This is a genomic window from Ruegeria sp. THAF57, assembly GCF_903914075.1.
Taxonomy (GTDB): domain Bacteria; phylum Pseudomonadota; class Alphaproteobacteria; order Rhodobacterales; family Rhodobacteraceae; genus Ruegeria.
On the sequence record NZ_CAIWNQ010000008.1, the window covers coordinates 18694 to 36687 of the forward strand.

Consider the following 17994-nt stretch of genomic DNA (forward strand, 5'->3'; position numbering starts at 1 on the left):
AGATTCCGGCCAATTGCCCGGACAGCCAGGTCAGAAAACAGGTTCGCCGTATTCGTTTGCGCCTTCTTGAGAAGGTCGTGTCAGCCACCAGATCATCAGGACGGACAGAACCAATTGAAGAATTGAGACAACAACAATACCGGTCACGCCCAGGACTGCCGCTGGTCCTCGCAATGCATCGGGGTTTTCGGTCCCTTGCTCCAATACCGAAAAGAACGCTACCCCACCCAGCATAACAAAAAGCGTTGTAATGCTGAGCGCCATCGGCAGCAGCAAATACCAGCCAGGTCGTCCTGTATCATGCAGCCTTCGCCAACCGGCGGCCAGCATAGGTACGAGAACAGCCAGTTGGAAAACAGAGGACAGAACCCGAGATCCCTGCCCTGTTTCGGGGTTGGTCCCGAATATGATCGTATCCAGCACAGCTAAAGCAGCACTCATGAGAACCACAAACAAGAAGAACCACCAGTATTCTGAGCGTATGGCCCGACCGGAGAACTGGAAGTATTTCGAGAAACACGTCTTAACGGCTTCACCAAATCCCATCTTTCAATCCCTTAATTGTTTCTTTGCGGCCTCAAACGCTTCGCCGCTCAGGGGAACACACTCGCAGCTCCCACTTACTTTTTTGTTTGAACGCAGAGGCCTATCGTACGAGAGCGTAGAGAAATTTACGCGCGGAAAAAATATTGATTTATTAAAAATTAGATTCAAACATGCGAATTCGACATAAGCTTACGTTACCCCCGTTGTTGTCGTTGCTGCTCGCTGTGCCGGCCCTTCCAACTGCTGGAGTGAGTGCTGGCGGTCGGAAGGCACTTTACAATGATTGAGCGTTGGGAGGACGCGATGCTTAGACTTAGTGTACTCGGCCTCCCTCCAGAATTCGCTCGAGCTTATGCCAGTGTCGTCATTCAGCCTTCACACGTTGTCGGCGGTTTCGGTTGTCAAAGTAATATCGCTCCGCCCCCCGCGACAAGTTATTGGGAAGGGAAGTTACAGGGCCGAAGTATGTTTCATAGCCTGCTCTGACGCGAGAACTTCCAACAAGCCATCCAATTTCACTAATTTCAAGGGAACCAGAGGGAGAAGAAAATGTCTGACAAGATGGTGATGATTGCAGGCGCGACATGTTTCGCACTGCTTGCGGCCTGCGACGATACGAGTACATCAAGCGCGTCCGCCGAGCTCACGCCGGCTCAGCAGGCGTGTTTGCGAGATGTAGCCAGCGCGACGAACAACTCGCAAGTCGTAGTACTCTCATCCGCGTTTAGCGAGGCGGGAACACAAGTCACTGTCGGCGTTGGCGAGGATCGTGCTCCTTGGAATTGCATTGCTTACAGTGATGGCGCGACAGCTGGTATCGAGTTCCTGGGCGACGAAGGCGCATTGTAAGCAGTCTGATGCGTAGCCGATAACGGCTGCGCAGCACTGGCTTGATCTGCTGAGGCTCGACTTGGTTTGTAGAATAACCACCATCGTATTCGCGGTCCTGTACCTGTTGGCGTTGGTTGCGTTTTTGACGGGTACATTTGGCTGGTTTGGACAGGAACGAGACCCTTTGTCCGGAGTGTTCCTACTGCCGTTGGGACTACCTTGGATATTTGTTGCGGACTTAGTTTCGGAGTCCGCCAAGCCGTGGTTCGCGGCGATTGCACCGGCGCTCAACCTGTTAGCGCTGGTTTTGATTTCCAGATGGGCACGCAGATTGCGCCAGTAGTGGTGGCTGAACACTTTCTCACCAAAAGGGAGGAAAACATGGGAAAAATGATCTTGGGTATTGTGATCGGGCTCGTCCTCGGCGTGGTTGGGGCGATGACCTTGGGTGGCGGGGCCGCAGTGGGTGTCGGCGTTGCGACAGGCTTGTCCGCCGGTGTCTGCACCACATTGAAAGGAGCACAAGCTGAGAACCTTATCACCGCCGAGCAAGCGGATCAGATCCTCAACCGCGTAAACTCCGAAATGGCGTCACTGCAAGGAATTGAAACGACGGGCGAGATCGTCGGCAGCGCACAGGCGTGCGATGAATTTCTGTCAAAGTTACGAGAAGCGAAGTGAGGTTTCGCTTTGTAAGGAACAAATCTCTAAGGACAAGCCAACAGGGAACCATCTGATGAAACTCGTTTTATTCAAACTCCTCACGCCCATGTTCGCAATCGCGGGCGCAGCTGCCTTTGCAATGTCAGAAGCCGACGACGCGTGTATCGACCATTTGCGGCAGGTTGGTGGACCAGACGGTCAGTCCGGTACGATTGAAAGCTCAGAGTTCTCAGAAGCGGGCACGCTCGTCATGCTGCGAGATGCAGGTGGAACACTTTGGCGCTGCATCGCGTACAAGGATGGAAGCATCGGCGAGATGTCGGTTGTCGAAGCGATGGATGATGGCAGTGGAGCCATGGCAGGCGCCGCCGGGTCTACTGGTAGCCAACGTGTCAAATTTGATTCTGGTTCCACTGGCGCAGAACTTGTTGGTGAACTCGCGCCCGGAGCGTCGCATCAATACGTTCTGGGTGCCAAAAACGAACAGTTCCTCTGCGTTCGCGTTGCTCCGCGAAATGGCTCCTTGGACTACGTTATTCGCAACCCCGATGGTTCTGAACTGTTGGGATTGATGTCGGCGGACAAGGAGTATCGAGGACAGCTTTGGCAATCTGGTGATCATGTTGTGGAGGTCATCAATCGCAGCAACTCTTCCGTCGGCTACAACGTAATTTTCGGAATTGAATAGGTGATCAATCAGAAACCCTGGAACGCAAGTCCAAAAAGCGAAGGAAAAACAGATGAAACCCAAGGTCCTATTGGTGATCGGCACAGCGTGTATTACTGCGCTTGCAGCATGCGACGACAGTGGTGGATCAGTGGATGCGAGTGCACCAACTGTGGGCAGCTCTAGCGATCTTTCGTCATTTGAAGGGGCAAGAGCGGGCCAAGCTGAAATGGGCATCCAGAGTCTCGGATTTGAACTCGTCCGCAGCGAAGGGCTGACCTCGTACTGGTTTAACAAGGATACTGGTGCTTGTGCTCGGATCACGACGTCTGAGGGAAGGTACTCAGATGTAACTATGCTGCCATCAGGTGACTGCTGACACATTTTTCATCAATCAAATATCTGCAAAAGGGAGCTTTAGTTTGCATTTCGACTTGGCACATGCGGCGGTTACCATCGTCGCTCTAATTGTAACAAACCTGGCATTGAAATCGGCCGGCGTGATAAACGAAGAAAACAAACACCAATTGAACTGGAAAGTTTTTTTGGCCTACTTCGTGGTTGTCTTTATCATCAATCTGGTGTGGCCGATTTAAAGCTTCAGGTCGGAAAGTCTATCGCGCACTTGATACGGCTGCCGAGAATGAGCCGCTTCAATAGACTGCCAAGTGGGAAAAGTGTGAGCATAACAGGCTGAAAAATAGAAAGGAGCTGGCATGCGGTTTTTGATATCCCTCATATTCATTGGTGTTCTCGCAACCGCTGCGAGTTCTGACGTGACCAGTCGAAATGGCGGTCCAAGCAGCAGTCAAATGCTCTCAAAGGGTGGTGACGGTGGCGTCGATGGTGTCGCTTTCTTTCGCCCGGTCTTGAGCGGTGTCTTGTATCGATCCGGTTTCAAGGGCGGCGACAAGGAGCGAACGGGCCTGAGTGAAGGTCAACGCGAAACTCTGTGCGGTGAAGGGTTTTCAACCGGGTTTTATGCCGACTTTGGCAAAAACACTGAATACGGTCGCACCAGTTGTGGAAACGGATCCTTTGACTATCAAAGTGCCAGATCCTCCCGACCCGGTGCTGTCATGGCGTCCATACACGAGGTGATTGAAAACCCTGGAAAAGGCCCTGTTCTGGTGCACTGCATGTGGGGCGTTCATTCCTCCGGAGTTTTGTCGGCAATGGCGCTCGTTCAGTTTTGCGGTTGGACGGAAGAAAGGGCCAAGGATTATTGGAATGAGGCCCGAAACGGGGCCCCATGTTCAGGCGGGTGTGACCAGTGGATTGACTCAAAGTTCTCCAAATTCAGTGTCGACCCCAATTTGACGATCTCTACCGAACAACAGGCAGCGATTTGCCCCAAATGATATTGGGAGAACTATCCAAATGAAGTTCATTCTTCTGTGGTCACTTGCTTTCATTGCACCCACCGTCGTGTGGGCGAACGACGATGTTCTAGGTGAAGCCACGACATTTGATAGTCCCAACGGCGTTACGGAACGCTGCATTCGGATCGAAAAAGTTCCAACGGGCGCGTATCAAAAAAGCGATCTTGAGGAAGAGACAGCCTATTGCGAGATCGATTTCTATGCGTCCGAATTTGCCATTTGCCCAAAAACCTGGAGCACCAGCCCAGGAATGGCCGTCTACGATATTTCGGAAGGTCCCTACGTGGGGAAGCGCTCTGAGTTCGAGAGAAACGCTTGCAAAGAGGGGAAGGCGGCGAAAGATCTAGCCAAGGACAGGGTGGCCAAATTCAAATCCACCATGAACCAAAAGGGCACCAGTGGAACCTTTTCTACCTCGTCGCTGCTTTACTATCATTTCTCCAGATATTTCGACGCGACTGTAAAAGTTCCAGTCGCCGTTTGGCGAAGCATGGACGCCCAGACGCATTTTTCCGAGGTTGCAGAGCCTGGCCTTGCGATTTCTGGCGGCTCTCATGGCGGGCGCATGAACCACGAAGGCTGGCGGGTCTTCGCGGCTGCGGATGCCGACCCAAACTCATACCAACCAACCGATGATCTGTTCACCTCGGATCGAACGCAAATATACGGTGTACTGCTTGATAGTCCTGGGCATCGATACGGTTCGGAAATCAACGGCACCCGCAAGTCTGGATGGGGGAAGGGTCAGAACCGCGATTTTCAGGAAACCCCCGCTTTCCTAGCTTTGCGTTCTTCAAAACCCATGCCAGAGGCAATTGCAGAGGGTGTTAGTGAAGGCCGAAAAGACCGGATGATCAACAAGGATCTCGGCCCGGATGTCAGTGACCAACAGATGGCGTTTTGGATGCAAGAGCTTACCGAGATCGTGCTCCTCGACTTCATCTTTAGCCAGCAAGACCGCGTGGGAAACATAGACTTCACACCCTATTGGTATTGGGTCGAAGACGGAGAACTGAAGCATAAGAAAGCCAAGCACCATGAGCCAAACGATGGAGACATTCCCGCCGAGGCACGATTGATCCGTCGCAGCAATCTAAACGACAACGATGCTGGTGGGCGGGTAGCGTATGCCAACTTCGCGAAGTCCACTCAAATGCTGGAGAAAATGCGACACTTCTCTCCAAGTACGTATCGACGCTTGGTTTCTTTGAATAACGATCTTAAATCTCAAGGTCCCGTCTACGGCTGGCTGTCGCAGAGCCTTGGGTTGTCAGATAGGCAGATTGCACAAGTTGTAAAAAACACCCAGCTGGCAACGTCCATCCTCCAGGACAATTGTTCAAATGGCGATTTGATGTTCGACTTGGATCCTGTCGCATTCTTTTTGAGAAACGGCACCGAGGTAGAGGCTGTGGACTGTTATGAACCGTAGGTGGTCTGCTCTTATTGCGGTGTTCATTTGGACCGCTCTGCTAACCTGCAAAGCGGCGGCATTGGATGTCATCGTCATATCGGATCTGAACGGAAGCTATGGCTCGGTAAAATACGATGCGCGCGTCGACAAGGCGATTAAGCGGATAATCGAGATTAATCCCGATCTGGTGATTTCGACGGGCGATATGGTCGCGGGACAACGAATTCCCAATCTGTCAGACAAACAGGTCAGGGAGATGTGGAAGGCGTTTCACAAGGCCGTATCAGATCCTTTAGCGGCTGCCGGAATTCCATTTGCGGTCACGCCTGGAAACCATGATGCCTCCGCCTACCGAGGGTTCGAGCGTGAAAGAAAAATATACGCAGAGGAATGGGCACCAAGAAAGCCAGATGTCGATTTCCAGGTTTCGGATGACTACCCGTTCTTCTACGCGTTTGAGATGCAGGGCGTAACGTTTGCATCTTTGGATGCTACGACCTTAGGGCCGCTATCCGGTGATCAGCAGGACCGACTTGTGGAACTGGGTGCAAATGGAAATCCGGTTGTCACTTTCAGTCACCTCCCGCTTTGGCCCTTCGCGATCCAGCGCGAACGCGAAATTATCGGTGACCCAACACTTGAAAAAATCTATCTAGAAAGCGGTGTCGTTCTGCATCTGTCAGGCCACCATCATGCCTTCTACCCAGGCTGGAAAGACGGTGTGGCTTATGTTTCCCAAGCTTGTTTGGGAGGTGGCCCGCGACGGCTTATTGGTGACAATGTCAAATCACCTCACAGCTTCACTCATGTTACGTTCCAACCAAACGGAGAGTTTGGGATAGCAGTATATCGAGGGCCTGATTTCGAAAGGTCAGTAAACTTCAAATCGCTCCCGAAAGAGATCAGATCCCCGAATGCGGTGTTGAAACGCTTAGACCTTGTGAAATAATTAGAGGTTGAGTTTCAGCTCAACTTTTTCAGGGACCAGATCGTTTATCATCTCTTCGATCCGGGCTTCTGAAAGTCCTCCCGAGGTGATGAAAAGCAATGAAACGCGAGATTTTCCAGGGACGTGGTGTTTTCTGACAAGCTTCCAGCCAGCGTCCGCGGCCATGGCTTCAATGTCTCCGCTGACTTTCAATGAGTGTTCTTCATCTGAAGCCTTGAGTGAAACTTCCACGCCCTTGTTTCGCCCTCCGAGCCAAATGAAGCACCAACACACAATCGCCACCAGTGTGGCCATCAGCGGTAAGCCCAGCCCTACCGCCAGCCCAAGCACGGTCACTATAATCATTTCGACTGTATCGACCGGATCATCCAGATTGGAGCGGAACCTGAGCAACGCACCGATGCCAAAAATAACGAAACCAATCATTGACCCGTGCTGGACTACCAGGAATCCCACAGCCATTCCAATTAGCGCGTAAAGGAAGAACAGTCTGGGCATAACCAGATCGTTGACACTTCGGCGTGATTTACGTCGTACGGGATGATAAACAATCAAAGCGGTCAAAATGATCGTTACAATGACGTCTAGAGTGAAGAAGTAGAGCTCCTGCTTGCCGCGGAACTGAGTCCAGCCTCGTTCAATCACTATCTCTGACTCGGATGTTCCCGCAAGCAAGGAAGCTGGATCGATCTGAGAATAGCTAACACTAGGTAAAAGCACCGCCAAAAGGACCGATGCAATCGAAAATAGCTTACTCAACAGACTTTCCCTCCCGCTGAAACGTCGAATAGTCGCTCTGTAGTGAGTAACTTGGCTCAATCCTCCACATCTCGCGATTAAGCCGAACTCCCATGGACCAATTCAACCTTATGAATTTAGTTCCGGTAAAGCCTTGTGGGGTCAAACATCATACTTCCGCCAAATACTGTGTTAGGTTGGACAACATCGATTTTTGATCGAATATGAACAAAGTCCACACGAGCGCAGATTTATCTCGAATGAACCAGCCAAATGATCGGCACAAACGAAGAGTAGCGAAGGTAATTTGCGCGAGCCTGACTCTGCTCGCCAACACTTTAGCGTCGACGAGCCATGTGAGAGCGCAGATTGATATGTTGGAACTTATTAAGTCTCACAAAGTGGCAGATAAATCTGAGGGCTTTTCTGAGCCATCTGGGTTATCGCTTTCCAGCGTTGATGGATTCTTATGGGCAGTAAGCGATGAAGCATCGAAGCTGCACCTTCTAGGAGTAGATGGAGAGCTAAAGAGTTCGTTCAGACTTCCAGAATATCTAGGCGCAGACTTGGAAGGTGTCGCGGGAAGAAAGGATGGGTCTGTATTGCTGTTACAAGAAACTGACCGATCAATCGTAACGGTCCAACCTACAGACCCAATTAAAATCAACTCTACTCCAATTTCTTCACTCAGGGGCTACGGCAAAGTTGCTGAAATGCTTGCTGAGAACCCTTTGAACAAGGGGCCGGAAGGGATCACTGTAGATCAAGACTCTGGGAAAATATTCTTGGTCATAGAGGGTCAACCAAGACTGCTGCTCATCATTTCGCCAGAGATTGATGAGATTATTGGAGTAGTTCCATTGACGGCTGAGGCTGGTTTCGTTTCATCTCGTGCCGACGATGACGAATTAGACATCAGCGGGATCGCCTGGTCCGGCAAGACCAAGTCTTTATGGGTACTCAGCGATGAAGGGCGCCGAATATTCGTTTTTGATCCTGAAGTTCTGACGGTCAAAACTATCGACTTAATTTACTCCAAAAAGGATGAAGTAAAGGAAGTGAAGAACCCTGAGGGGATAGCTTTGGATGAAAGTAGTGGCGTTCTATACATCTTGACCGATGATGGAAAAAAGTCACGCCTCTACGCATTTGTTTTACCGCAGGTTTGATTGCCGTAAGAAGCTTGCACTGGCTTGTCGCATTCAATTTTAGAAAAACGAGATGGCCACCTCTTCCCGCATCTCGGGAGTTGCGAATCCCAGTATCGAATTTCCTCTTTGTGCTGGAAGCGGCCATCAGAAAACCTTCCCCGGCAATACGGCGATGGCGCGAAATAAGCAAAGAATGAGACCCGAAGATATGGAGCCTCGAACTAAGAAAGTTGAAGGTTAATACGCCCAAGGTTTTGGGCCAAAAAATGCAATTCTTTGGGCGAAATGCAAAGCTATTGGCACACCTACACAAAAGATGTAGGTGCTCTCATAACTCTGCACGATTTGCCCAAAAGTCTGCGCACTCCCCTTTTCGGTGCTGGATTAAATCCTTCCGAAAGTCTCTTTGAGTTCTGTGACTTGAGCTACATCCAACATTCGGGTTGGCATACCTCGCAGTGCCAAGAGTAACTTGGCTGTTTCTTCTAACTCTTCTGCTGCACAGACCGCTGAGAAGAGATCCTTTCCCGATACGACGGGTCCGTGATTGGCCATTAGAACAGCACTATATTTCCCGCCCAATTCGCGGATCAAATCACCAATTTTCGGGTCACCCGGCTTGACGTATGGAACCAGTTTGACCGTGCCGACGCGCATGACCACGTATGGTGTAAGCGGCGGAATACAGTCATTGGGATCGGTGTCTTCCAAACACGACAGTGCGGTGGCCCAGGTCGAATGTAGATGAACCACTGCACCAGCTTGTGGCCTCGTCTCGTAGAAGGCTTGATGCAGAAAAACTTCCTTGGTCGGCTTGTCTCCTGAAACGTGGTTTCCATCCAAATCAATCTTGGCAATGCGCTCTGGGTCGATATCACCCAAGGTGGAATTGGTTGGCGTCATGAGGATTCCGTCATCAAGGCGCGCGGAGACATTGCCCGCTGTGCCGACGGAAAAGCCACGCGCAAACAGCGAAGCACACAGTTCCGACATCTGCTGCCGCAAAGCCGATTCATCCGAACTCATTTGCCTGCCTCCATCATTCTGAGCGCCTTCGCGAAAAAGTCCGGAGCGCCGAAGTTTCCAGACTTTAGTGCCAGCGCAACGGGTTCAGTTTTTCCAACGCTCAGGACTGGCACGCCCGGATCGATCTCTGGCCCAATTGACATGGCCGGTGATCCCAGTGCCTCAGAGACGGCTTTGGCAACAGCTCCCGACGTCTCTCCTCCGGCCACGACAAGGCGCTTGTACCCAGTTTTGGCAAGTGCTCGTGCTGTATCTGCAAAGAGATTGTCCAGCTTTTCCGCCACAGCTTCTTGACTGAATTGTTTTTGGATCGCGCGCACCTCTTCCGGGCTTCCTGAAGAATACGCGAGAGGGGCCTCACCTGAATGCTTTTCAAAGAAATCCAGAAGCGTTTGCGTGGTCACACCCCCCGACATGACACCCGGAACATCGATGGCGAACGTCGGATTGGACTTCGCGTGAACATCAATCTGCCCTCGGGTCGCTCCCGAGCAAGACCCAGCAAGGATGGCGGCGGGCCCTGCGATACCAGTGAACGCACTGCCACCTCTTTTGGAGGAAGCTTTTCTGACAAAGTTTCTGGGTAGACCCAATGCTATCCCCGAACCGCCAGTAACGAGCTTGGCATCCTTTAGAGCCTCACCCCAAGCCAGCAAATCCTCGTCCGAAATCGCATCACCGATCACAAAGCGCCCGTCTGCGTTCCGCAACGCATCAGAAATCGCCTCTGGTCCCTGCTTCACGGCGTCAATTGACACCGACCCAACAGCTTCTTGGGTCTGATGTTGCAACCAGCGCTTGATGTTGGCATCCGTCATCGGAGTAAGAGGGTGATTTTCCATCCCGGACTCGTTCAACAGCTTGCCGAGCACAAATAGATGGCCCTGATAAACCGTACGCCCCGTGGTGGGAAAGGCCGGACAGAAAACCACCTTTTGCGCACTTAGTTCATTGGCCAACGCTTCCGCGACGGGGCCGATGTTCCCTTCTTTTGTGGAATCGAATGTCGAGCAATATTTGAAGATGAACTGCTGGCATCCTTGATCCGCGAGCCACCGCAAAGCACTCAAACTGTCTGCAATGGCTTCCGCGACCGGAGCAGTGCGGCTTTTGAGCGAGATCACACCCGCCTCGATTTCTTCGTTGGCTGGGGTCGTGGGAATACCCGGAAACTGAGCCGTAAGTAATCCACCTTCCGGCTCAACGCCCTTGGCCAAGGTGTTCGCAATATCACTCGCACCAGTGAAGTCGTCTGCAATGACACCGATTTTCATAGAAAAATTTCCCTCGTCGGTCCTGGATCCAGCCTATGGATATGCGGTGCAGCACCTACGGGAAAAATCTCACGCACAAGTGGATCATGGCCGGGCACGATAAGTCGAGGATGCGAAGCCAACCTCTCCAGGGTCTTGAAACCATCCATCATGTCCTGCAAATCGACGACGATGGGAAAGGCTTTGCGCGCCATGAAATTCTCGTAGTAATGCGAGGCATCAGAGGCGAGCACCATCCACCCGGCTGCCGTTCTTACGCGAACACATTGCAACCCGCGCGAATGCCCACCGATGCAGTGTACCGTAACCCCATCTGCAATCTCGGCTTCTCCGTCGTAGAATATGACCTGGCCTGAATAGAGACGCTTTACGACCTCGCAGACATGGTCAGCCGTGAAAGGTGCACGCAGATGGTCATGGCACATGCAGGGACCTGTAGCGAAGGCCATTTCCGCCGATTGCATGTGCAACTTAGCATTCGGGAACATGTGCAGCCCCCCTGCATGGTCATAATGAAGGTGGGTCACGATGACCTCAGTCACCGCTTCCGGCGCGATGTCTAGAGGCCGCAAAGCTTCGCGAGGGTCCATCGCGATTGGGCGGCCACGAGCGGCGGCCTCATCGGAGTCGTAACCGGTATCGACCAGAATGACTTTGTTGCCGCGTTTGAGCACCCAAACGAAATAATCCATCGCATGAGGCGCGTCATGATTATCATCGATAATGAAACTATCAGCGCGCGTCCGGGCGTTGCGATCCGCGTATTTCACAGCGTGGATTTCCCAATCGTTCATCGAATAACCTCGGAATACTGGTGAACCACCTTGGTGGCGATCATATCAGCCACTGCCGTATCAAAGGACTGAAAGTGCGCGCTTTCTAGGTGGGCAGAGAACGCCATGCTGTCATCATAAACCTCATAGAGAAAAACTGTCTCGGGATCGTCGCCGAGGCAAACGTCAAACTGCTGGCATCCGGGTTCTCCACGCAAAGAAGTTGAAGCGTTTTCTACCATCAGCGGCAAGAAAGCGCTTCTCTTACCGGGTTTGAGAGTGAAAGTGACAGTGACTACAAACATCAGACAGAAAGTCCTTTCAGACGTGAGAAAGCGCGCTTTGCGACAGGCAGTTGGCTGAGGATCAGACCAATGTTGAGCACCAGCAGAATGGCCGCACCGGGTCGTGAAAAGAAGACCGAAAGATCCCCGTCCGACAAGAACAGCGACCGACGGAAGGTTTCGTCAAACAGGCTGCCCAGAATAACCCCGATCACCAGCGGCGCGATTGGGTACTTCATCAGGTTCATGAAATAGGCAACGGCACCGACGCCGAGCATCAGGTAGAGATCATTGATGCCCCCACCAACGCTGAAAGATCCAATTGTTGTCAGAACCATAACGACGGGCAAAAAGATGGTCTGCGGGATGGCAAGGATTTTGATAAATACCCGAGCGGTGAAAAGCCCCATCAGGAACATTGTCAGGGATGCTAGAACCAAGATCGCAACCACGCGCAGAATGATCTCGGGATCAATCGTCGGCCCCGGGATCACATTGTTAATCTTGAAAGCCCCCATCAAAGCGGCGGCTGGTGGTGAGCCAGGAATGCCCAACACCAAAAGTGGGATTAGCGCGCCGCCAATACAGGCGTTGTTTGCAGTCTCAGAGCACAGCAGACCTTCCAAGGAACCTTTTCCAAACTTGTTGCCCTCGGCAGATACAGTCTTACCGACACCGTAGCTGACCCAACCTGCGACATCTTCGCCAACTCCGGGAAGCGCTCCTACCCCAGTCCCAATCACTCCTGACCGGCCAATGGTGGGCAGGTAGCGCCGAATAGAGCGAAGGTTCGGAAGAATGCGGCCTTTCAGGGCCAGAACTTTCCCGGCCTCAACGTGCCTCAAACCGTCAATGATTTGGGGAATGGCAAAGGCCCCCATCAAAACTGGCACGACCTGAAACCCGCTCATCAGGTAAGACCAGCCGAAAGTATAGCGCGGCTCAGACAACAAAGGGTCGAGGCCCACCATGGACATCGCAAGCCCGATCAAACCGGCGATCCATCCCTTAATCACCAGGTCTTCGCTCATCAAAGTACCAGAAAGCAGAATGCCGAACAGGGCCAGCAATGCTTTCTCCGGGCTTGCGATGTTCTTTGAAACCAAAAGCAGCGCCCAGACAAAAATCAAAAGCGTGATGGTTCCGATAACTGTGCCAATGAAACTGGCCGTCGTGGTCAGCCCTAGTGCTTCGCCCCCTCGACCCGCTTTGGCCAGAGGGTAGCCATCCATGGCCGTCGCCGCGCTGGCTGCCGTGCCCGGAATGTTCAGCAAAATAGACGGGTAAGAGCCGCCGTAAATCGCGCCGACATAGGCCCCGAGCAATGCGATGAGCGAATAGTCGAGCGGGATTTTGTTGCCGAAGAAACCCGTCAGGATCGTCACGGCCAGGGTTGCCGTAAGGCCGGGCAATGCGCCGAACGTGATGCCCAGGAACACGGATGCAATCAAATACAGATAGGTCAGCGGGTCCACTGCCAGGCCCACGAATGCAGTCCCAAATCCAGCCAGTTGCGAGAGAATAAAGTCCATCCGGTCAGTCTTTCCATAGCGGACGAAGCGTCACGTAGTAGTGGTATTCGATTTGCTTGAAGATCAGCCCGCCGCGCGCGGGCACGTTCTGCCGGAAAACAAAGGCCATCGCACAAACAAGGATGAGCGGGGCAAGTATTGCCACCAATGGAACGAACCGCAAAACGCGTTCGGAAGCCGCTTTGGTCAACACCACTAGTGTTAACGCGACCCACAAGGCCAGTGTGAACCAATCATCACCGCGTGCATTCCAATCCGCCTGAGCAGGAAACGCGGCGAACGCAAACAAACCGGCGACGACAACTGCGACACAGGCCACCAAAGCACGTCGCGCATGACCTCCGTAGTAGCCGTAAGTCAAAGCTGTAATCAGCAACCCAGAACACAGAATGAAGTCCACTCTGGGGACCAGTCCGACGACATATGCAAGAAGCATCAGGCCGATTGTTGATGCTCGATAGGCTTCCGACTTATCCCATCCGATCCCCAAAGCACTGAGCGCGTTTTGGGCTCCACCTGAACGGATCGAAATAGCCAGCAAGACGAAGGACAAGCCAAGCAATCCACCGAAGATGGACAGCGGTACAATTGCAGCCGAGTTGTACCAATCAGATCCACTTACACCTGCGCGGTTTTCACCCCAAAGCGGGATGTCCGACGTCTTCCAAAGGAAAAAGGTGGAAATTGCTATCAGACCAATCGATGCCCAGAAATCGCGCGCCCGCATGATCAGTGTATCGTCAGATTCGTCCATTGCCTGCCTCTTGTCGGAAAGGGCGCGATCAGACGCGCCCTTTCAAAAGTGATCGGATTATGGCTTCTCGATGCCCAGCGACGCCGGATCGACGGTCGCTGCGCCCAGATCTTGCAAGGTATAGGCAAAGGTAGCTTCGAGGTTCGCAAACAGCTCTTGAGCTTCTTCGCCGTGTTGACCACCGACATCATAATTGTTTGCAGAAGCCCATTCAGCGACGGTGTCGGAGGCAATCGCTTGCTCGAAGGCATCACCAAGCGCGGCCTTTACGTCGTCCCCGGCTGAACTGTGAACTGCAAACCCGATGGCCTGCTTGAGCGGCAAATACTGATCGAGACCGTCATATATGCCAAAGGCAGAAGGAACTGTTGCCCCTGCAATCTGCGCATCTTCGGGCGTCAACATCGCAAGCGGTTTAAGTTGACCGCCTTCGATCAACGGGGCCTGTTCAGCTAGAGAAGTCACAACCAACGCAACTTCACCCGCAATCGCTGCTTCCTGCCCTGGCGCTGAGCCTTTGTATGGAACAAACTTGAACTCTGCACCGGACCCTTTTTCGATGGCCAGAAGGTTCAAGTGGTGGATCGAACCTGCGCCGGAAGCCGCCGCTGGAATAGTGCCGGGCGCAGCCTTTGCAGCGTCGACGAGTTCTTCCAGAGTATTGTAAGGGCTGTCTGCCGGGACCGAGATCAGATCAGGTGATCCGCCAACAATGAACGGATACCAAAAATCAAATTTCTTATCCCAACCACCTTGCACAGCAGCGGTGACGTTCGACTCTGACAGACCAACCAATGTATAACCATCGTCTGGTTGGTTCATGACATAGACCATCCCGTTGGAGCCCGCGACACCACCTGTTTGATTGATCACATTGATCGAGACGGGAAGGTGTTTTTCCATCTCGGCCATGATCATTCGGTTGATCGTGTCCGTCCCGCCACCGGCCCCCCAGACCACAGCTGTGGTGATATCACGATAGGGGTAATCCTGCGCTGCGGCAGTCCCTGCTATCCCGGTCGCCATCACGGCTGCGGCCGCCAACCGCCCTAGCTTTAGTTTCATCTCCAAGTCCTCCCAAAATGACTTCGCGTTTATTGTTGCATTTATTTGCGTATACATTAAAGAATGCATTGTCAACGGACTGTAGTGGAAGCTGCTATCGCGCTATGAATGCGAAACAGGAAGGAAGCGGGCCAAAATGAAAAAGACATACGATGTTGCAGTGTTCCACGGGGACGGGATCGGCCCGGAAATTATGGCCCCTACGCTTGAAATCCTGCGTGAGCTCTCACACAGCAATCCCTCCTACGAGTTGGTGTTTACAGACGCTCCGGCGGGCGCAGGCCACTACGCCAACACTGGAGAATCGTTTCCGGCTGAATCACTCGAAACTGCACGCAACGCTGACGCGATTCTGCTGTCTGCAATGGGCTTGCCGGATGTTCGATACCCTGACGGAACCGAGATTTCACCGCAGATTGATCTGCGAAAGCAACTGGGACTTTTCGCTGGTGTACGTCCAGTAAAGGTAAGCAGCGGACAAATGACCCCCTTGGCGCTGCCTCCCGGAAAAGAGATCGACTTTGTCTTGATACGCGAAAGCACAGAAGGACTGTTCTTCACTCAAGGCGCTGGAGAAGTTACCGAACACGAAGCACGTGAAACTCTGCTGATCACTCGTGAGGTGTCCGAAAAACTGTTCCGTTTCGCGTTTGAACTCGCCCAGAACCGCAAAAGAACCGGGCGCGGTCAGGGTCGAGTTACATGTGTCGACAAAGCCAATGTATTCCGCGCCTTTGCATTCTTCAGATCGATGTTTGATGCAGAAGCCGCCCACCATCCCGATTTGCAGGCAGACCATGCTTATGTTGATGCCACCGCACTGTGGATGGTCCAGAAGCCTTGGGAGTTTGATGTCTTGGTGACCGAGAACATGTTCGGAGACATCCTCTCCGACCTTGGTGCAGGTCTTATGGGTGGTCTTGGACTGGCTCCGTCAGCGGATATCGGGTTGAATCACGCTGTATTCCAACCCTGCCATGGTTCCGCTCCAGACATCGCAGGACAGGGTATTGCCAACCCCTTTGCGATGATCCTGTCCGCAGCAATGATGCTTGAATGGTTGGGTTTGACCCATGCTCACCCAGGCCTGTCCAACGACGGAGAACGATTGCGTGAAGCCGTGGAAAAGGTGACCGCGAACGGACAGAACCTGACGCGTGACCTAGGTGGCACCGCCGGAACGCAGGACGCAGCCTCATCGGTATTGGAAGCATTGCGGGCATGAATACTCAACAAGCCATCAGGGTCGCGTGTGTAGGTGCGGGATATTTCAGTAGGTTCCACTACGAAAGTTGGTCCCGAATGCCCGGAGCGGTTCCGATTGCATCCTGCAACCGTGATATCAACAAGGCGAAGGAAACAAGGCTGGCCGCTTACGATGATCTGTCAAAAATGCTGGAGGTGGAAAAACCAGATCTCGTGGACATCATCCTTCCACCGTTGGCGCAGGCCCACGCCATCCGAACGGCACTGCGCTCTGGCATCAAATGGCTGATCTGCCAGAAGCCTTTCTGCACGTCTTTGGATGAAGCAGAGAAGATCGTGTCCGAGGCTGAAGCGGTAGGCGCAACTATTGTCGTACACGAGAACTTTCGTTTCCAGCCTTGGTATCGTGCGATCAAGGTGGCGATGACCGAGGGTCGAATTGGAACACCTCTACAAGCGACTTTCCGGCTTCGGCCCGGCGACGGACAGGGACCACGCGCCTACCTTGACCGGCAGCCATACTTTCAGAACATGCCGCGTTTCCTCGTTCATGAAACAGCAGTTCACTGGGTAGACACATTCCGTTTTTTGTTCGATGCGCCCAGCGCAGTTTATGCGGACTTGCGCCAAGTTAACCCCGTTATCGCGGGGGAGGATGCAGGTTTCATCCTGTTTGACCACCCCAACGGTTTGAAAGCTCTGTTCGATGGCAACAGATGCCTTGACCACAGTGCGGAAAACTTGCGTCAGACCATGGGCGAAGCTCTCATAGAGGGAACGGAAGGATCACTGGTTCTTAACGGCGACGGTTCAGTTGACCTCCGCGCTTTTGGAAAACAGGAGCGACAGCAGATTTTACCTCCGAGCGATCATGATGGGTTTGGAGGAGACTGCGTACACGCCTTGCAAAGTCACGTCGTTTCAGGCCTTGTAAAGGGCACGCCGCTGGAAAACACGGCTCGCGACTATTTGGAAGTGATCCGAATCGAAGAGAGCATCTATCTCTCGGCTGCGGAGGGACGAAAGATCAACCTGGAGACGCCGTGAAGGGTCAAGACGCAAAAACTCTTTCCAATACGCAACGCGCTGTTAGGGATTTGCGACAGATGATCCTGTCCGGCGAACTTGCAGCCGGAACTGACCATCTGGAATCGGAACTCGCCGAGACCCTTGGCATGTCCCGCACCCCGATACGGGAAGCTGCGCTGATGCTGGAAAGTAAGGGCTTGCTTGAAATGCGGCCCCGAAAGGGCGTGCGAATACTGCCTGTTTCATCAGATGATATGCGTGAAATCTACGACATACTGACGGAACTCGAGAGCCTCGCAGCACAGCGCGCTGCCGAAGCGGGTTATTCAGAAGATGAACTGGCGGTCCTTGCTGGATCAATTGCAAAGATGGACCAAGCCATCGAGGCCGAAGACCTTGAAGCCTGGGCCGAGGCCGACGAGTTGTTTCATCAGGAGCTTGTTCGGTTGGGCGGCAACAAACGGGTCGAAGCGATTGTCGCCATGATGAGCGACCAGGTAAGTCGCGCGCGCACAACGACGTTGTTCATCAGGCCCCTGCCCATCAAGTCCAATGAAGATCACCGAGTGGTTTTCCAAGCGATTAGTGAAGGTCGACCGGATGTCGCCCGTGAACGCCATCGAGAACACAGGCTGCAAGCACAGGCTATGCTTTGCGGGATACTCGAAAAGCATCGCCTCAACAGTCTTTGATCTAATTGCCCATTTGAT

The 17994-nt window shown here is 52.8% G+C and carries 18 protein-coding genes; 9 read left to right on the plus strand and 9 right to left on the minus strand.

The window, feature by feature from the left end:
• Window positions 1–30: 30 nt before the first annotated feature.
• Window positions 31–546 (minus strand): DUF805 domain-containing protein, encoded by a 516-nt coding sequence (locus RUESEDTHA_RS16785; RefSeq protein WP_180887849.1) that lies wholly within the window; start codon window positions 544–546, stop codon window positions 31–33.
• Window positions 547–1095: 549 nt separating this feature from the next.
• Between RUESEDTHA_RS16785 and RUESEDTHA_RS16790 the strand changes: the two genes are divergently transcribed.
• The 5 genes from RUESEDTHA_RS16790 (at window position 1096) to RUESEDTHA_RS16810 (ending at window position 6452) form a co-directional block, all read left to right on the plus strand.
• Window positions 1096–1395 carry a hypothetical protein gene (locus RUESEDTHA_RS16790; RefSeq protein ID WP_180887850.1) on the plus strand — a complete coding sequence of 100 codons (300 nt, stop codon included), beginning with the start codon at window positions 1096–1098 and terminating at the stop codon, window positions 1393–1395.
• A 243-nt stretch (window positions 1396–1638) separates the two neighbouring features.
• Complete coding sequence (locus RUESEDTHA_RS16795; RefSeq protein ID WP_180887851.1) at window positions 1639–2058, plus strand: hypothetical protein; 420 nt, start codon at window positions 1639–1641, stop codon at window positions 2056–2058.
• A gap of 55 nt (window positions 2059–2113) precedes the next feature.
• Window positions 2114–2728 carry a hypothetical protein gene (locus RUESEDTHA_RS16800; protein ID WP_180887852.1) on the plus strand — a complete coding sequence of 205 codons (615 nt, stop codon included), beginning with the start codon at window positions 2114–2116 and terminating at the stop codon, window positions 2726–2728.
• Between the two features lie 1359 nt (window positions 2729–4087).
• Window positions 4088–5521, plus strand: a complete 1434-nt coding sequence (locus RUESEDTHA_RS16805) for a hypothetical protein (RefSeq protein ID WP_180887853.1) — start codon at window positions 4088–4090, stop codon at window positions 5519–5521.
• A gap of 61 nt (window positions 5522–5582) precedes the next feature.
• Window positions 5583–6452: a metallophosphoesterase gene (locus RUESEDTHA_RS16810; RefSeq protein WP_180887854.1), complete on the plus strand. Its 870-nt coding sequence runs from the start codon at window positions 5583–5585 to the stop codon at window positions 6450–6452.
• Here the strand turns inward: RUESEDTHA_RS16810 and RUESEDTHA_RS16815 are convergent, their stop codons facing one another.
• Window positions 6453–7211: a hypothetical protein gene (locus tag RUESEDTHA_RS16815; protein ID WP_180887855.1), complete on the minus strand. Its 759-nt coding sequence runs from the start codon at window positions 7209–7211 to the stop codon at window positions 6453–6455. It lies immediately after the preceding gene.
• Window positions 7212–7564: 353 nt separating this feature from the next.
• Here RUESEDTHA_RS16815 and RUESEDTHA_RS16820 point away from each other — a divergent pair, with 353 nt between their 5' ends.
• Window positions 7565–8359, plus strand: a complete 795-nt coding sequence (locus RUESEDTHA_RS16820; RefSeq protein ID WP_180887856.1) for an SdiA-regulated domain-containing protein — start codon at window positions 7565–7567, stop codon at window positions 8357–8359.
• Between the two features lie 366 nt (window positions 8360–8725).
• On the opposite strand, the gene otnC is transcribed toward RUESEDTHA_RS16820, so the two are convergent.
• The 7 genes from otnC to RUESEDTHA_RS16855 are packed head-to-tail and all read right to left on the minus strand — an operon-like array spanning window position 8726 to window position 15049.
• On the minus strand, window positions 8726–9367 hold the full coding sequence (gene otnC / locus RUESEDTHA_RS16825; RefSeq protein WP_180887857.1) for a 3-oxo-tetronate 4-phosphate decarboxylase: 642 nt from the start codon (window positions 9365–9367) through the stop codon (window positions 8726–8728).
• Complete coding sequence (otnK, locus tag RUESEDTHA_RS16830) at window positions 9364–10641, minus strand: 3-oxo-tetronate kinase (RefSeq protein WP_180887858.1); 1278 nt, start codon at window positions 10639–10641, stop codon at window positions 9364–9366. Before otnK ends, otnC begins: the two co-directional genes overlap by 4 nt.
• Complete coding sequence (locus RUESEDTHA_RS16835) at window positions 10638–11435, minus strand: N-acyl homoserine lactonase family protein (protein ID WP_170804841.1); 798 nt, start codon at window positions 11433–11435, stop codon at window positions 10638–10640. The genes otnK and RUESEDTHA_RS16835 overlap by 4 nt, the downstream gene beginning before the upstream one ends.
• Window positions 11432–11719, minus strand: coding sequence for a putative quinol monooxygenase (locus RUESEDTHA_RS16840; protein ID WP_170804842.1), 288 nt, complete (start codon window positions 11717–11719; stop codon window positions 11432–11434). The genes RUESEDTHA_RS16835 and RUESEDTHA_RS16840 overlap by 4 nt, the downstream gene beginning before the upstream one ends.
• Window positions 11719–13230, minus strand: coding sequence for a tripartite tricarboxylate transporter permease (locus RUESEDTHA_RS16845; protein WP_170804843.1), 1512 nt, complete (start codon window positions 13228–13230; stop codon window positions 11719–11721). The genes RUESEDTHA_RS16840 and RUESEDTHA_RS16845 overlap by 1 nt, the downstream gene beginning before the upstream one ends.
• Window positions 13231–13234: 4 nt before the next feature.
• The gene (locus RUESEDTHA_RS16850; protein ID WP_170694208.1) at window positions 13235–13984 is read right to left on the minus strand and encodes a hypothetical protein; all 750 of its coding nucleotides are present in this window, start codon (window positions 13982–13984) and stop codon (window positions 13235–13237) included.
• A gap of 57 nt (window positions 13985–14041) precedes the next feature.
• The gene (locus RUESEDTHA_RS16855) at window positions 14042–15049 is read right to left on the minus strand and encodes a tripartite tricarboxylate transporter substrate binding protein (RefSeq protein ID WP_180887859.1); all 1008 of its coding nucleotides are present in this window, start codon (window positions 15047–15049) and stop codon (window positions 14042–14044) included.
• 136 nt (window positions 15050–15185) lie between these two features.
• Here RUESEDTHA_RS16855 and RUESEDTHA_RS16860 point away from each other — a divergent pair, with 136 nt between their 5' ends.
• From RUESEDTHA_RS16860 to RUESEDTHA_RS16870, 3 genes are read left to right on the plus strand one after another with little or no spacing between them, the layout of a single operon-like run.
• Complete coding sequence (locus tag RUESEDTHA_RS16860; RefSeq protein WP_180887860.1) at window positions 15186–16274, plus strand: isocitrate/isopropylmalate dehydrogenase family protein; 1089 nt, start codon at window positions 15186–15188, stop codon at window positions 16272–16274.
• Window positions 16271–17302 (plus strand): Gfo/Idh/MocA family protein, encoded by a 1032-nt coding sequence (locus RUESEDTHA_RS16865; RefSeq protein WP_180887861.1) that lies wholly within the window; start codon window positions 16271–16273, stop codon window positions 17300–17302. Before RUESEDTHA_RS16860 ends, RUESEDTHA_RS16865 begins: the two co-directional genes overlap by 4 nt.
• Complete coding sequence (locus RUESEDTHA_RS16870; protein ID WP_180887862.1) at window positions 17299–17976, plus strand: GntR family transcriptional regulator; 678 nt, start codon at window positions 17299–17301, stop codon at window positions 17974–17976. Before RUESEDTHA_RS16865 ends, RUESEDTHA_RS16870 begins: the two co-directional genes overlap by 4 nt.
• The last annotated feature ends 18 nt before the right edge of the window (window positions 17977–17994 follow it).

What these genes read in the sequence shown, in the direction of transcription:
- RUESEDTHA_RS16785 (WP_180887849.1), bottom strand. Translation starts at nt 546, where the DNA reads ATGGGATTTGGTGAAGCCGTTAAGACGTGTTTCTCGAAATACTTCCAG.
- RUESEDTHA_RS16790 (WP_180887850.1), top strand. Translation starts at nt 1,096, where the DNA reads ATGTCTGACAAGATGGTGATGATTGCAGGCGCGACATGTTTCGCACTG.
- RUESEDTHA_RS16800 (WP_180887852.1), top strand. Translation starts at nt 2,114, where the DNA reads ATGAAACTCGTTTTATTCAAACTCCTCACGCCCATGTTCGCAATCGCG.
- RUESEDTHA_RS16805 (WP_180887853.1), top strand. Translation starts at nt 4,088, where the DNA reads ATGAAGTTCATTCTTCTGTGGTCACTTGCTTTCATTGCACCCACCGTC.
- RUESEDTHA_RS16820 (WP_180887856.1), top strand. Translation starts at nt 7,565, where the DNA reads ATGTTGGAACTTATTAAGTCTCACAAAGTGGCAGATAAATCTGAGGGC.
- otnC (WP_180887857.1), bottom strand. Translation starts at nt 9,367, where the DNA reads ATGAGTTCGGATGAATCGGCTTTGCGGCAGCAGATGTCGGAACTGTGT.
- otnK (WP_180887858.1), bottom strand. Translation starts at nt 10,641, where the DNA reads ATGAAAATCGGTGTCATTGCAGACGACTTCACTGGTGCGAGTGATATT.
- RUESEDTHA_RS16835 (WP_170804841.1), bottom strand. Translation starts at nt 11,435, where the DNA reads ATGAACGATTGGGAAATCCACGCTGTGAAATACGCGGATCGCAACGCC.
- RUESEDTHA_RS16840 (WP_170804842.1), bottom strand. Translation starts at nt 11,719, where the DNA reads ATGTTTGTAGTCACTGTCACTTTCACTCTCAAACCCGGTAAGAGAAGC.
- RUESEDTHA_RS16845 (WP_170804843.1), bottom strand. Translation starts at nt 13,230, where the DNA reads ATGGACTTTATTCTCTCGCAACTGGCTGGATTTGGGACTGCATTCGTG.
- RUESEDTHA_RS16850 (WP_170694208.1), bottom strand. Translation starts at nt 13,984, where the DNA reads ATGGACGAATCTGACGATACACTGATCATGCGGGCGCGCGATTTCTGG.
- RUESEDTHA_RS16855 (WP_180887859.1), bottom strand. Translation starts at nt 15,049, where the DNA reads ATGAAACTAAAGCTAGGGCGGTTGGCGGCCGCAGCCGTGATGGCGACC.
- RUESEDTHA_RS16860 (WP_180887860.1), top strand. Translation starts at nt 15,186, where the DNA reads ATGAAAAAGACATACGATGTTGCAGTGTTCCACGGGGACGGGATCGGC.
- RUESEDTHA_RS16865 (WP_180887861.1), top strand. Translation starts at nt 16,271, where the DNA reads ATGAATACTCAACAAGCCATCAGGGTCGCGTGTGTAGGTGCGGGATAT.